This window comes from Kitasatospora sp. NPDC036934 (assembly GCF_055608425.1).
On the sequence record NZ_JBVJQR010000015.1, the window covers coordinates 224,227 to 237,462 of the forward strand.

At 74.4% G+C, this 13,236-nt stretch carries 10 protein-coding genes and 1 pseudogene; 6 read left to right on the top strand and 5 right to left on the bottom strand.

Annotation, left to right across the window (positions count from 1 at the left end; genetic code table 11):
* Positions 1-151 precede the first annotated feature (151 nt).
* The gene (locus tag ACZ7BZ_RS24305; RefSeq protein ID WP_470360121.1) at positions 152-874 is read left to right on the top strand and encodes a ComF family protein; all 723 of its coding nucleotides are present in this window, start codon (positions 152-154) and stop codon (positions 872-874) included.
* A 15-nt stretch (positions 875-889) separates the two neighbouring features.
* Here ACZ7BZ_RS24305 and ACZ7BZ_RS24310 read toward each other — a convergent pair whose 3' ends face one another.
* From ACZ7BZ_RS24310 to mtrA, 3 genes are all read right to left on the bottom strand, one after another.
* Positions 890-2,770, bottom strand: a complete 1,881-nt coding sequence (locus ACZ7BZ_RS24310) for an LpqB family beta-propeller domain-containing protein (RefSeq protein ID WP_470360122.1) — start codon at positions 2,768-2,770, stop codon at positions 890-892.
* Positions 2,745-4,727 (bottom strand): MtrAB system histidine kinase MtrB, encoded by a 1,983-nt coding sequence (gene mtrB / locus ACZ7BZ_RS24315; protein WP_380453638.1) that lies wholly within the window; start codon positions 4,725-4,727, stop codon positions 2,745-2,747. The genes ACZ7BZ_RS24310 and mtrB overlap by 26 nt, the downstream gene beginning before the upstream one ends.
* A gap of 124 nt (positions 4,728-4,851) precedes the next feature.
* Positions 4,852-5,529 (bottom strand): MtrAB system response regulator MtrA, encoded by a 678-nt coding sequence (gene mtrA, locus ACZ7BZ_RS24320; protein ID WP_030283937.1) that lies wholly within the window; start codon positions 5,527-5,529, stop codon positions 4,852-4,854.
* 287 nt (positions 5,530-5,816) lie between these two features.
* Between mtrA and ACZ7BZ_RS24325 the strand changes: the two genes are divergently transcribed.
* The 5 genes from ACZ7BZ_RS24325 (at position 5,817) to ACZ7BZ_RS24345 (ending at position 11,309) form a co-directional block, all read left to right on the top strand.
* On the top strand, positions 5,817-6,971 hold the full coding sequence (locus tag ACZ7BZ_RS24325) for a DUF7847 domain-containing protein (protein ID WP_470360123.1): 1,155 nt from the start codon (positions 5,817-5,819) through the stop codon (positions 6,969-6,971).
* Between the two features lie 5 nt (positions 6,972-6,976).
* Positions 6,977-7,678, top strand: a complete 702-nt coding sequence (locus tag ACZ7BZ_RS24330) for a DUF4129 domain-containing protein (RefSeq protein WP_470360124.1) — start codon at positions 6,977-6,979, stop codon at positions 7,676-7,678.
* Positions 7,675-8,928, top strand: a complete 1,254-nt coding sequence (locus ACZ7BZ_RS24335; RefSeq protein WP_470360125.1) for a DUF4350 domain-containing protein — start codon at positions 7,675-7,677, stop codon at positions 8,926-8,928. The genes ACZ7BZ_RS24330 and ACZ7BZ_RS24335 overlap by 4 nt, the downstream gene beginning before the upstream one ends.
* A 26-nt stretch (positions 8,929-8,954) precedes the next feature.
* Positions 8,955-9,935 carry an AAA family ATPase gene (locus tag ACZ7BZ_RS24340; protein ID WP_470360135.1) on the top strand — a complete coding sequence of 327 codons (981 nt, stop codon included), beginning with the start codon at positions 8,955-8,957 and terminating at the stop codon, positions 9,933-9,935.
* A gap of 63 nt (positions 9,936-9,998) precedes the next feature.
* Positions 9,999-11,309 (top strand): DUF58 domain-containing protein, encoded by a 1,311-nt coding sequence (locus ACZ7BZ_RS24345; RefSeq protein WP_470360126.1) that lies wholly within the window; start codon positions 9,999-10,001, stop codon positions 11,307-11,309.
* A 93-nt stretch (positions 11,310-11,402) separates the two neighbouring features.
* On the opposite strand, the pseudogene ACZ7BZ_RS24350 reads toward ACZ7BZ_RS24345, so the two are convergent.
* A pseudogene (locus ACZ7BZ_RS24350) lies at positions 11,403-12,561 on the bottom strand (RNA polymerase sigma factor).
* An 8-nt stretch (positions 12,562-12,569) separates the two neighbouring features.
* On the bottom strand, positions 12,570-12,977 hold the full coding sequence (locus tag ACZ7BZ_RS24355) for a YciI family protein (protein WP_380453631.1): 408 nt from the start codon (positions 12,975-12,977) through the stop codon (positions 12,570-12,572).
* Positions 12,978-13,236: the final 259 nt, after the last annotated feature.

Genomic DNA, 13,236 nt, shown 5'->3' on the forward strand with positions numbered 1-13,236 from the left:
CGATACTTCGGGCGGTGCTGGGGGCGGGCGGTCAAACTGTTGCACCCTGTTTACCCTCCTGAGGGTGAAGTAAGGGTAAATACCTGGACATCGCCCCCCATACGGCGGATCCTTTGCTGACTCTCCGTGCCTGCCGCCGCCAGGAGCAGCCGTGCCGCCGCCCCCCTCCCCCGACCGTCCGCCGTCCCCACGGACACCGTTCGACCACGCACTGGCCGGGCTGCTGGACGTCCTGCTCCCCGCCGACTGCGCGGGCTGCGGGGCCCGGCGCAGCCAGCTCTGCCCGGCCTGTCGGCACGCCCTGGCCACCGCCCGCCCCGGCCCCACCCTGCTGCCCTGGGCGCACGCGGCTGCGCCGTACACCGACCCGGTGCGCCAACTGCTGCTCGCCCACAAGGAGCGGGGCGCGCTGCGGCTGGCCGGGCCGCTCGGCGAGGTGCTCGGCCGGGCGGTGCGCTCCGCCCTGGGGCCCCGGGCCGGGGCCGCGCCGCTGCTGCTGGTGCCGATGCCCTCGGCCCGTTCGGCGGTGCGCGCCCGGGGCCACGACCCGACGCTGCGGCTGGCCGGTGCCGCCGCCCGGTCCCTGCGCCGGGCCGGTCTGGACGCCCGGGCCGCGCCGCTGCTGCGGCACGCCCGTCCGGTCGCCGACCAGACCGGGCTGAACGCCGCCGAGCGGCGGCGCAACCTGCACGGCGCGCTCACTGTCCTGCCGCGGGCCCGTCGGGGCCTGGCCGGCCGTCAACCGGTGCTGGTGGACGACCTGGTGACCACCGGGGCGAGCCTGGCCGAGGCGGCCCGGGCGCTGGCCGACGCCGGACTGCCGGCCCGGGCCGGCGCCACGGTCGCGGCCACCGAGCTGCGACCGGTGGACTAGCGCGCCGGTCCGGCCTCAGCCCGCGTAGAAGTACGAGCGGGCCTTGTCCACCAACTGGGCCTCCCGCCACTGGTTGTTGACCAGCCGGTAGACGGTGCCCGCCGCCACCGCGAGCACCGGCGAGGGCTGGGCCAGGATGTACCCGCGGGACTCCGCGGTCGAGATGGACTGCGGGGAGGACGGCAGGCCGTTGCCGGTCTGCAGCTGACTGTCCGTGCCCTGCGAGCCGTCGGTGCTGATGTAGTACAGCTGCTGGGGGCGGTCGGCCTCCTTGCCGAGCACCAGCAGCTGGTCGGTCTCCGCCCAGGACACCGACGCGACGTCGACCAGCGACGGCGCCGCCGGGCGCACCCCGGTGATCCGCACGGTCGGCGCGGACGGCGTGCCGCCGTGCTCCACCAGTCCGAACATCAGTGAACTTCCGTTCACCCCGGGCGACTTGACCACCAGAGCGATCCGCGCGCCGTCCGAGGAGAGCTTCAGCGCCTGCACGCCCTGCACCGGCTGCCCGGTCTGCGCGGTCACCGACACGGTGTACGTCTTGCCGCCGCGCACCATCACCACCCGCGGGGCCTGCGGATTGCGGTCCACCACCCAGAGGTCGCCGCGGCCGTCCCAGCTGGGCGAGGTGAGGCCGTCGTCCTTGGCGCCCGCCTTCGCCGGTGAGCTGAGCACCGGTTCGGGCAGCGTCGCTGTACCGGGCTGCAGCGGCACCGAGTAGAGCTGGTGGCCGTCGTCCGAGATCGCGGCGGCCTGGGAGCCGTCCCGGCTGACCGCGACGGTGCCCAGCTGGGGCGCACCGTTCGGGTGCGGCTTGCCGAGCACCCCGGGCACCGGGTCGCCGCTGCGCCCCTCGTCGGCCGCCATCAGCACGCCGTTGTCGGCGCGCTGGTAGTACTGCTGCACGGGCAGCCGCCCGGCCAGCGCGCCGGGGCCGACGGCCGGGTCGTCGGTGCGGCTGGCGGTGCAGGAGCCCCGCTGTCCCTTGAGTTCCAGCCGCTCGACCTGCCCCTTGCCCTGGTCGGCGAAGGTGTAGAAGAGCTGGGTCGCCATCCGACGGCAGGCCACCGCGTCGCCGAGGTCCGCGCCGCCGAGCTGCACGTGGGCGATCCGGCTGTCGTCGATGGTCACCTTGTCGACCGTGGTGCCGCTCGGGAAGGCCGTCCGGGCCACCGGCGAGAGCCAGTTCGAGGGCCCGGCGACCAGTGCCTTGGCGGCCGAGGCCAGCGGATCGATCCGGCGCCGCAGGTAGATCGGGTCGGCTATCAGTACTTCCTGGCCGCCGCCCGCTGGGGGCGCGGACGGGTCGGGGGCGGTGTAGAAGAAGCGCTCGACCTGCCGGAAGCTGTTCCGGAAGTTGGTCTCGTTCATGATCACGCCGGGCGGCAGCTTGGCGATCCGCCACTCACCGTCCTCGCGCGTGAAGGTGAAGTCGAAGGCGTTGTTGTTCTGCCCGGTGACCAGCAGGTACGAGTGCCTCTCGTCGACCTTGGCGACCAACTGCCCGGTCACCGTCTCGGAGTACTCGGTGTCCTTGTCGCCGACCACCTGGTCCGACGGGATCTTCGTGGCGGAGAGCACCTGGATGCCCGCGTCCGGGTTCCAGGTCCCGGCGGCGTGCTCGGTGAGGTACTTGCGCGCGGTCTCGTACCCCTCGTCCGCGGTCACCGCGTCCAGGAACCCGGTCAGCAGCTCGCGCGGCTTGGCGCCCTTGCCTGGGGCCACCGGGAACACCCTGGCCTGCAGGTTCTTGTCGGCCGAGCCCTGGGACAGCTCCACCTTGGTGATGCCGCCGGAGTCCGGCATGGCCGCGCAGCCGCTCGCCACCAGGGCGCCGAGCACCGCGCCGGCCACCGCCACGAGCCGCGGCTCAGTCCTGTTGCTCGTCCTTCGCACGCTGCGACCCCTCCAGGTCCGTCCCGCCCGTCGCGTCCGGTTCCGCCGTCCGCTGTGCCACCGACGGCCGTCCGGGCGTCGGGTCCACCATGACCTGGGCGCCGGTGGCGCCGTACCCGGCCCCCACGGTCCGGACGTCCGAGGGATCCGAACGCGGTCCCTCGGGCATCCGGCGCAGGCCCAGCCCGGGGCCGATGTTCAGCACCCCGCCGAGCCCGCTGCCCAGCCCGCTGCCCGTCCCCTCCGGCGCCTCGTTCTGCTCCTCGGCGGCGGTCATCGCCGTGGAGCCGGCCGGGGAGATCGCCCGCCGGTACGGCGTGCCGTACGCGCCCAGGCCCCGGTTGTTGCGTGAGTCCTCCGGCTCCAGCCGGAACGGCGCCCGGTTGATCTCGCCGCCGCGGGTGCGCGGCAGGGTGAGCCGGAAGTGCGAACCGCCGCCGGGCTCGCCCCAGGCCTGGAGCCAGCCGCCGTGCAGGTGGGCGTCCTCGACCGCGATGGACAGGCCCAGACCGGTGCCGCCGGTGGTGCGCACCCGGGACGGGTCCGCCCGCCAGAAGCGGTGGAACACCCGGGACGCCTCGCCGGGCTTGAGGCCGATGCCGTAGTCGCGCACGCCGACCGCGACCGCGCCGTCCGCCGAACCCAGCCGGACCACCACGTCGCGGCCCTCGCCGTGCTCCAGCGCGTTGACCACCAGGTTGCGCAGGATGCGCTCGATCCGGCGGGAGTCCACCTCGGCCAGCACCGGCTCGCCGTCGCCGCGGATCACCACGGTGCTGCCCTTGGCGTCGGCCAGCGGGTCGGCGGCCTCCACCACCCGTGCGACGATCTCGCGCAGGTCGACCGGTTCGGCGTCCAGGATCGCGGCGCCGGCGTCGAAGCGGCTGATCTCCAGCAGGTCGGCCAGCAGCGACTCGAAGCGGTCCAGCTGGCCCTGCAGCAGCTCCGCCGAGCGGGCCGCCATCGGGTCGAGGTCCTCGCGGCTGTCGTAGATCAGGTCGGCGGCCATCCGGACGGTGGTCAGCGGGGTGCGCAGTTCGTGCGAGACGTCCGAGACGAAGCGCCGCTGCACCCGGGACAGCTCCTCCAGCTGGCGGATCTGCGCCTGCAGGGCGTTGGCCATCCGGTTGTACGACTCCCCGAGGCGGGCGATGTCGTCCGTCCCGGTCACCTTCATCCGCTCTTCCAGGTGCCCGTCGGCGAGCCGCTCGGAGATGCCTGCCGCCATCCGGACCGGGGTGACGACCTGGCGCACGACGACCCAGGCGATGCCGCCCATCAGGATCACCACGAAGACGCCGGCGGTCGCCAGGGTGCCGGTGATCAGGTTGAGGGTGTCGGTCTCCTGGCCGAAGGAGAACACGTAGAACAGCTGGTAGCTGGTGTCGGCCGGGCCGACGAACTGCATGCCGAGGGCCAGTCCGGGCTCGCTCTTGCCGCCCGCCTCGGGCGAGCGGTGGATCCGGGTCGGCTGGTCGAACATCTGCCCGGGCTCTTCGATGAGCTTGGCGCGCAGGGTGTCCGGGACGCTGCTGGGCTGGATGTCGCCCGAGTAGCGGGGCGCGAAGCCGGCGCTGTCCGGGACGACCGCCCCGGTGCCGGGCGCCATCGCGATCACCGAGTAGACCGTCTGCCCGCTCGCGGCCAGGTCGTTGACCTGGCGCAGCAGCCAGGTGCCGGCCTCACCGGTGCTCGGGTCGACGGCGCCGCGCAGGGCCTGGTCCCGGGCCTCGTCGATCTTCTTCTGCTCGACCTGGAAGCCGATCCGGGCCTGCGCCCGGGCCGCGTCGATCTTGGTGTCGAGCAGGCCGTTGCGCACCTGCGCCACCACGACCACGCCCAGCACCAGGACCACCGCGATGGAGGCCAGCAGGGACACCGCGACCACGCGCAGCTGGATCGACCGGCGGTACAGCGCGCTCACCCGGCGCGCGGGCCGCCGCAACTGTCGCTTCATCAGACCGAACACTCCGGACGGGCCGCGACGGCGGCGGGTGGTGGAACTCAGCACGTCCCCGCGCACGGCCCCCGCCCCGTCGGTCGCGGTACCCGACGGGGTGTCCTCAGCCCGGTCCGTCACCTCAGCTGGGTCCGGCCTTGTAGCCGACGCCGCGGACGGTCACCACGATCTCGGGGCGCTCCGGGTCCTTCTCGATCTTGGAGCGCAGACGCTGCACGTGGACGTTGACCAGGCGGGTGTCCGCCGCGTGGCGGTAGCCCCAGACCTGCTCCAGCAGCACCTCGCGGGTGAACACCTGCCAGGGCTTGCGGGCCAGCGCGACCAGCAGGTCGAACTCCAGCGGGGTCAGCGGGATGCTCCGCCCGTCCCGCTTCACCGAGTGGCCGGCCACGTCGATCACCAGGTCGCCGATGGTCAGCTGCTCGGGCGTCGGCTCCTCGGCGCGGCGCAGCCGGGCTCGCACCCGGGCCACCAGCTCCTTGGGCTTGAACGGCTTGGTGACGTAGTCGTCGGCGCCGGACTCCAGGCCCACCACGACGTCGACCGTGTCGGTCTTCGCGGTCAGCATGACGATCGGCACGCCGGACTCCGCCCGGATCTGCCGGCATACGTCGATGCCGTCCCGCCCGGGCAGCATCAGGTCGAGCAGGACCAGATCGGGCTTGCTCTCCCGGAACGCGGCTAGCGCCTTGTCCCCATCCGCGACGAAAAACGGCTCAAAACCCTCACCACGCAGCACGATGCCGAGCATCTCGGCCAGTGCGGAGTCGTCATCAACGACGAGGACGCGTCCCTTCATGGGTCCATCTTCTCATTACCGGATTGTGACCTGCCGCACAGCAGTGCCAATGCTCCACAACGGCCAACTCGCCCGCCGTCGAATTCCGGCCATACCGGGCGAATAGCCCCCGCCGAAGTGCCTCCGAACCGTCCGGAACCCGCCGTCGAACCCCCCGGCGACCCCCGTTGCCGATCAGCAACCGGATACCCCTGGGGCGTCTCCGGGCCCCATGGCACGATGGGCGCTGCGCGCGGGCGAAAGATCCGCCCGGAGCCGCGCCCAGTGACGCCCTCCGAGGAGCAGTGATGACCGACACTCCGGGCTGGGCCTCGCCCAGCTCGTCCGAGCCGCCCCGCGACGGCGCCCGGCCCCCGGCCGACGCGCCCGCCGCCGTGCCCGGGCCGTCGGCACCCCCTCAGGCCACCCCCGGCCGGGACGCACAGTACGGACAACCGAACCGGGGCGCCCAACCGCCCGGCCGCGGCCCGTACGGCTGGGACGTCCCGCGCAGCCCCCGGCCCGGCGTCATCCCGCTGCGCCCGCTCAGCGTCGGCGAACTGCTCGACGGCGCCGTCACCACCGTCCGCCGGCACTGGCGCACCGCGCTCACCCTCTCGCTCGGCATCGCCGTGCTCGACCAGGCCGGCGCCTTCGTCGCCGCGCTCCTGGTCAGGGGCCGCACCGGCGCCTCCACCCAGCTGCTCACCGTGCTCGTCAGCATGCCGCTGACACTGGTGCTCGACGCGCTCGCCGTCGCCCTGCTCACCATCGTGGTCAGCCGCGCCGTCCTCGGCCGGTCGGTGACCGCCGGGGACGCCTGGCGCGACGCCCGCCCCCGGCTGCTGCAGCTGCTCGGGCTCACCGTGCTCACCACCCTGATGAGCGCCGGCGTGGTGCTGCTCGGCTTCACCCCGCTGCTCGGCTACAGCGCCGGCGGCGCCGACACCCCCGCCACCGTCTCCCTGCTGTTCCTGGTCGGCCTGCTGACCGTCCCGGTCGCCCTCTGGCTGCTGATCCGCTACAGCCTGGCCGCCCCCGCGCTGATGCTGGAGAAGCAGGGCGTGCTGACCGCGCTGTCGCGCTCCCGGCGGCTGGCCCGCGGCTCCTGGTGGCGGATCCTCGGCATCGTCCTGCTGAGCCGGGTGCTGGCCGGGATCGTCGGGGTGACGTTCGCCGTCCCGTTCCGCTTCATCGGCCTGGTGCTGGGCTTCGGCTCCCTGGACCGGCTGAGCGACACCGCCCACGAGTCCATCGGCATGATGGTGATGACCGCGATCTCCGGGATCATCTCCTCCGCGCTGTCCACCCCCTTCCTGGCCGCCGTCAGCGTGCTGGTCTACATCGACCAGCGGATCCGCCGCGAGGCCCTGGACATCGAACTCGCCCGCGCCGCCGGACTGGCCGAGCCGGGCGGCCCCGGCTGGAACGACCCGGCCGACCAGACTCCGGCGAGGCGCTGAACCGGATGCCTATCTGGGGGGACAGGCTCCTCGCCGCCGGCGGCGCCCCGGTCACCGTTCCGCGTGACCCGGCCCGTGACGCCGCCCGCGACGAGCTGCTCAACGCCGAGTACCACAAGAACGACCCGGGTGTCCTGGAACGCGTCGTCGACTGGATCTGGGACCACATCGACCGCGCCGTGGGCACCATCTCCGCGGGCGGCACCGACGGCAGCACCGGCCTGGTGCTCTTCCTGATCGTCGCCGTGGTGATCGCCGCCGCCGTCTGGTGGCGCCTCGGCGCGCCCAAGCGCGCCGCCCGCACCGTCGTCGGCGTGTACGGCGCCGAGGGCCCGCGCAGCGCCGCCCGGTACCGCGCCGACGCCGCCGGACACGCCGCCGCGGGGCGCTGGGCCGAAGCCGTCCGCGAGCAGATGCGTGCGCTGGTCCGGGCCCTGGAGGAGCGCACCCTGCTCGACAACCGGCCCGGCCGCACCGCCGACGAGGCCGCCGCCGAAGCCGGCCGGGCCCTGCCCGAGCACGCCGCCGAACTGACCGCCGCGGCCCGCGTCTTCGACGACATCGCGTACGGCGAGCGCACCGCCGACCAGGCCGCCTACCGGCTGCTGCTGGACCTCGACCGGACGCTGGAGCGCACCCGTCCGGTCCACACCCCCGTCACGGCCGCCGCCCCGGCCCCGACCCCGACCCCGGGAGGAGCGGCATGACCAGCACCGCCCCGGCTCCCCCCGCCGCCGAACGACCTGCCGAGCCATCTGCCGAGCGACCCGCCGAGCAGGCCACCGACACCGCGCCGACCAGCCTCGCCCCCACCGGGCGCGGCCTGCTCCGCCGGGCCCGCTGGTACCTGCTCTTCCTCGCCGTCCTGCTGGTCGCCGCCATCGGCCTCGCCGTCATCAACCAGGGCCACCGCTACCCGCCGAACGACCCGCGCTCCTACGACGCCGACGGCTCCCACGCCGTGGTCGCGCTACTCGAACGCCAGGGCGTCAAGGCCGACCTCAACACCGATCCCGCGGCCCCGGCGAACGGCCCCGACACCCTGCTCCTGCCCGAACCCGACCTGCTCAGCCCGGCCCAGCTGCGCGCGGTCGCCGCCGCCCGGCACCAGCGGCTGGTCCTGATCAACCCGGGCCCGGCCGCCCTCCACGAGCTCGCCCCCGGCATCCGCGTCGCCGAGGACGCCAGTGGCGGTCCGTTCGCGGCCGTCCGCAGCATCCGCCCGGGCTGCGAACTGCCCGAGGCCGTCCGGGCCGGCACCGCCTCGATGGGCGGCACGCTCTACACCAGCGGCAGCCGCGGCGACGGCTGCTACTCGCACGGCCACGGCTACCCGCTGGTCAGCACCCCCAGCGGGGGCGGCGACGTCATCGTGCTCGGCAGCGGCCAGTTCCTGGCGAACGGCCACCTCGCCGAGGACGGCAACGCCTCGCTCGCGCTCGGCCTGCTCGGCGCGCAGCCCCGCCTCACCTGGCACCTGCCCGACTACTCCGCGCCGGTCGCCGCCGGTACCCAGCACAAGACCTTCGGCGACTTCATCCCGAAGGGCTGGCACTGGGCGCTCTACCAGCTCGCCGTCGCCGCCGTGCTCGCCGCCCTCTGGCGCGCCCGCCGACTCGGGCCGGTGGTCAGCGAGAACCTGCCCGTGGTGGTCCGCGCCGCCGAGACCACCGAGGGCCGCGCCCGCCTCTACCGGCGGGCCAGGGCCCGCGGCCGCGCCGCCGACGCCCTGCGCCGGGCCGCCGCCCACCGCCTCGCCCCCGCCCTCGGCGTCCCGCTGCAGGCCGGCGCACCCGAGCCGGAGGCACTCTGCGCGGCCGTCGCCGGCCGCCTCCCCGAACGACCCGCCGGGGACGTCCGGGCCCTGCTGTACGGCCCGCCCCCGACCGACGACGCCGCGCTGCTGCGGCTCGCCGACGATCTCGACGCCCTCGAAAGGCAGGTACGGAACCCGTGACCGAACAGGCAACCGCCCAGCTCCGCATCACCCCCGCCACGGCACCCGCTACCCCCGCCACCGACCCGCGCGCGGCGCTGACCGCCCTGCGCGCCGAGATCGGCAAGGCCGTGGTCGGCCAGGACGCCGCCGTCACCGGCCTGGTGGTGGCGCTGCTCTGCGGCGGCCACGTGCTACTGGAGGGCGTCCCCGGCGTCGCCAAGACCCTGCTGGTCCGCACCCTGTCCACGGCGCTCAGCCTGGAGACCAAGCGCATCCAGTTCACCCCCGACCTGATGCCCGGCGACGTCACCGGCTCGCTCGTCTACGACGCCCGCACCGCCGAGTTCTCCTTCCAGCCCGGCCCGGTCTTCACCAACCTGCTGCTGGCCGACGAGATCAACCGCACCCCGCCGAAGACCCAGGCCTCCCTGCTGGAGGCCATGGAGGAACGGCAGGTCACCGTCGACGGCGAGCCCCGCGCGCTGCCCGTCCCGTTCCTGGTCGCCGCGACCCAGAACCCGGTCGAGTACGAGGGCACCTACCCGCTGCCCGAGGCCCAGCTGGACCGCTTCCTGCTCAAGCTGATCCTGCCGCTGCCCGACCGCGACCAGGAGTTCCAGGTGCTGTCCCGGCACGCCTCCGGCTTCGACCCCAAGGACCTCGCCGCCGCCGGCGTCCGCCCGGTCGCCGGGCCCGAGCACCTCGCTGCCGCCCGCGAGCAGATCGCCCGGCTGACCGTCTCGCCCGAGGTCCTGGCGTACATCGTCGACCTCTGCCGGGCCACCCGGCAGTCCCCGTCGCTGTCCATCGGCGTCTCCCCTCGCGGCGCCACCGCGCTGCTCGCCGCCTCGCGCGCCTGGGCCTGGCTGGCCGGGCGGGACTACGTCACCCCGGACGACGTCAAGGCCCTCGCCCTGCCCACCCTGCGGCACCGGGTCGCGCTGCGCGCCGAGGCCGAGATGGAGGGCGTCACCGCCGACTCCGTCATCCAGGCCGTCCTCGCCCAGACGCCCGCCCCCCGCTGATCCACCACCGGTAGGCGTACCGGGTCCTCGAATCCACCGGGCTTCCGAAGGAGCGCACCCCGCATGGCCCTCACCGGGCGAACCGCCCTGATCGCCGCGCTCGGCGCGCTCTTCGTGGGCCTGCTGCTGCCCTCCTGGACCGGGATCGGGGCCGTCACCGGCGCGCTGCTGCTCGCCGTCCTGGCCGACCTGGTGCTCGCCGCCCCCGTCCACGGTCTGCGGATCGTCCGGAGCGGCGACACCACCGTCCGGCTCGGCGACGACGCCTCGGTCGAACTCACCGTCACCAACCCTTCCGGGCGGCCGCTCCGGGCACTGATCCGGGACGCCTGGGCCCCCTCCGCGTGGCGCCCCGGCACCGCCGAGACCGCCTCCCGGCACACCCTCGTCGTCCCCGGCGGCGAACGGCGCCGGGCCGTCTCCGTCCTCACCCCGGGCCGGCGCGGCGACCACCGCGCCCACCGGGTGACGGTCCGCTCGCTCGGCCCGCTCGGCCTGGCCGGCCGCCAGGGCTCCCACCACGTCCCCTGGACGGTCCGCGCCCTCCCCCCGTTCAACAGCCGCAAGCACCTGCCCTCCCGGCTCGCCCGGCTGCGCGAACTCGACGGCCGCACCTCGGTGTTGACCCGAGGCCAGGGCACCGAGTTCGACTCGCTGCGGGAGTACCTGCCCGGCGACGACGTCCGCTCGATCGACTGGCGCGCCAGCGCCCGCCGCAACACCGTCGCCGTCCGCACCTGGCGCCCCGAACGCGACCGGCACATCCTCGTCGTCCTCGACACCGGCCGCACCTCGGCCGGCCGGGTCGGCGACGCCCCCCGCCTGGACGCCGCCCTCGACGCCGCCCTGCTGATCACCGCCCTCGCCACCCGGGCCGGTGACCGGGTCGACCTGCTCGCCCACGACGCCCGCAAGCGCGCCTCGGTCATCGGCAGTTCGCCCAGCGAGATCCTGCCGGCCTTCACCAACGCGATGGCCCTGCTGGAGCCCGCGCTGCACGAGACCGACATGCGCTCGCTGGTCTCCACCGCGCTCAGGATGGCCCCGCACCGCTCACTGATCGTCCTGCTCACCGGCCTGGACGCGGCGCCCGTCGAGGACGGCCTGCGCCCGCTGCTGCCGCTGCTGACCAAGCGCCACGAGGTCGTCCTGGCCTCCGTCGCCGACCCGCACCTGGACGTGCTGGCGGCCGGCCGCGGCACCGTGGAGGCCGTCTACGGGGCCGCCGCCGCCGAGCAGACCCGCGCCGACCGGCGGCAGACCGCCGACCGGCTCACCCGGCACGGCGTCACCGTTCTCGACGCGCCGCCCGCCCAGATCGCCCCGGCCCTGGCGGACGCCTACCTGGCGCTCAAGGCGGCCGGCCGACTCTGAACCGGTCGGCCGGGGTCAGTCACCGGGGTCAGTCACCGGGGTCAGTCACCGGGGTCAGTCACCGGGGTCAGCCGCCGGGGTCGGCCGCCGGGGTCAGCCGCTGCGGCGGGCGTTGAGCCGGGCATTGAGCCGGGCGGCCCGGCGCGTCAGGTGATCGCGCTCGGCGAGGTTGGACGCCTGGCGAGCCGCCTCGGCGTACAGCCGGGCCGCCGTAGCCAAGTCCCCATCACGCTCGTGGAGGTAGGCCGCGGTGGCGGCGTACCGGGGCAGCGAGCCGTCCAACTCCCCGAGCGCCACCAACCCGGCCCGCGGCCCGTCGGCCTCGCCGACTGCCACCGCGCGGTTGAGTCCGCACCACCGGACTGTCCGTCAGCCGCACCAACTCGTCGTACCACTCGACGATCTGCACCCAGTCCGTCTCCCCGGCGGTGGGCGCGTCCGCGTGCAGCGCCGCGATGGCCGCCTGGACCTGGAACTCGCCCAGCCGGTCCCGGGCCAGGGCGGTCTGCAGGATCACGACGCCCTCGGCGATCAGCCCGGTGTCCCAGCGGCCGCGGTCCTGCTCGGCGAGCGGGACCAGACTGCCGTCCGGCGCGGTCCGGCCGGCCCGCCGGGCGTGGTGCAGCAGCATCAGCGCCAGCAGCCCCGCCACCTCCGGGTGGTCGATGGCCGCCGCCAACTGCCGGGTCAGCCGGATCGCCTCGAAGGCGAGGTCGACGTCACCGGAGTAGCCCTCGTTGAAGACCAGGTAGAGGACGCGCAGCACGGTGGCGACATCCCCCGGCTGATCGAACCGGACGGCCGAGACGGTCCGCTTGGCCCGGCTGATCCGCTGCGCCATGGTCGCCTCGGGCACCAGGTAGGCCCGGGCGATCTGCCGGGTGGTCAGCCCGCCCAGCGCCCGCAGGGTGAGCGCCACCGCCGAGGACGGCGTCAACGACGGGTGGGCGCAGAGGAAGTAGAGCTGCAACGTGTCGTCCAGCTCGGCCGCCGGCCCGGGCTCCGGCTCCCGCTCGACCTGGTCCTCCCGCCGTCGGCGGGCGGTGTCCGCCCGGGCCGCGTCGAGGAACTTCCGCCAGGCGACGGTGACCAGCCAGCCCTTGGGATCCCTCGGCCGATCGCGCTCCCAGACGCGGACCGCCTCCACCAACGCCTCCTGCACGGCGTCCTCGGCCGCCGCGAAATCGGCTCCGCGGCGGACGAGAACACCGAGCACACCCGGGGTGAGGCTCCGGATCAGGGCCTCGTTCATCGGGGAGGTCACTCCGTGATGGTCGGCGGCATGGCCAGGAACGGACGGAGCTCCAGCCACTCGTGGATCGGCTCGCCCCCGGCTCCGGGGGCTGCGGACAGCTCCCCGGCCAGCTCCAGCGCGCGCTCGTAGCTGTCGACGTCGATCACCATCCAGCCGGCGATGAGGTCCTTGGTCTCGGCGAACGGACCGTCGGTCACCGGCGGACGCCCCTCGCCGTCGAACCGGACCCACGTCCCCTCGGGGGCGAGCGCCTGGGCGTCGACGAACTCGCCGGTCTGCTCCAGCCGGGCCGCGAAGTCCTGCATGTACTTGATGTGCGCCGTGACCTCCTCCGGCGTCCACTGGTCCATCGGCGCGCAGTCGATCGGCGCGGGGCCACCGCGGTAGTGCTTGAGCAGCAGGTACTTGGCCATCGTGCTTCTCCTTCGGTGCTGGTGCGACCCATTGTGGCCGCGTCCATCCCGGGGACGGAGCAGGTGAAGGGTTCTCGACATGGCCGGCCAAGATCTTTTCCGGGATCCCCCACTCCCCCCGCTCCCCCGCTCCTTCGATCCCGTCCCCCGGGTGCCGCACTGCTGGATCCCGTTTCCGCCGGAAACGCGAAAAGGCCCACCCGGAAACCCGGGTGGGCCTTTTCTGAAGAATTGTTCGGCGGCGTCCTACTCTCCCACA

Excerpts from the sequence above, each read along its gene's own strand:
- mtrB (WP_380453638.1), bottom strand. The coding sequence starts at position 4,727 with ATGAAGCGACAGTTGCGGCGGCCCGCGCGCCGGGTGAGCGCGCTGTAC.
- ACZ7BZ_RS24345 (WP_470360126.1), top strand. The coding sequence starts at position 9,999 with ATGGCCCTCACCGGGCGAACCGCCCTGATCGCCGCGCTCGGCGCGCTC.
- ACZ7BZ_RS24330 (WP_470360124.1), top strand. The coding sequence starts at position 6,977 with ATGCCTATCTGGGGGGACAGGCTCCTCGCCGCCGGCGGCGCCCCGGTC.
- ACZ7BZ_RS24335 (WP_470360125.1), top strand. The coding sequence starts at position 7,675 with ATGACCAGCACCGCCCCGGCTCCCCCCGCCGCCGAACGACCTGCCGAG.
- ACZ7BZ_RS24325 (WP_470360123.1), top strand. The coding sequence starts at position 5,817 with ATGACCGACACTCCGGGCTGGGCCTCGCCCAGCTCGTCCGAGCCGCCC.
- ACZ7BZ_RS24355 (WP_380453631.1), bottom strand. The coding sequence starts at position 12,977 with ATGGCCAAGTACCTGCTGCTCAAGCACTACCGCGGTGGCCCCGCGCCG.
- mtrA (WP_030283937.1), bottom strand. The coding sequence starts at position 5,529 with ATGAAGGGACGCGTCCTCGTCGTTGATGACGACTCCGCACTGGCCGAG.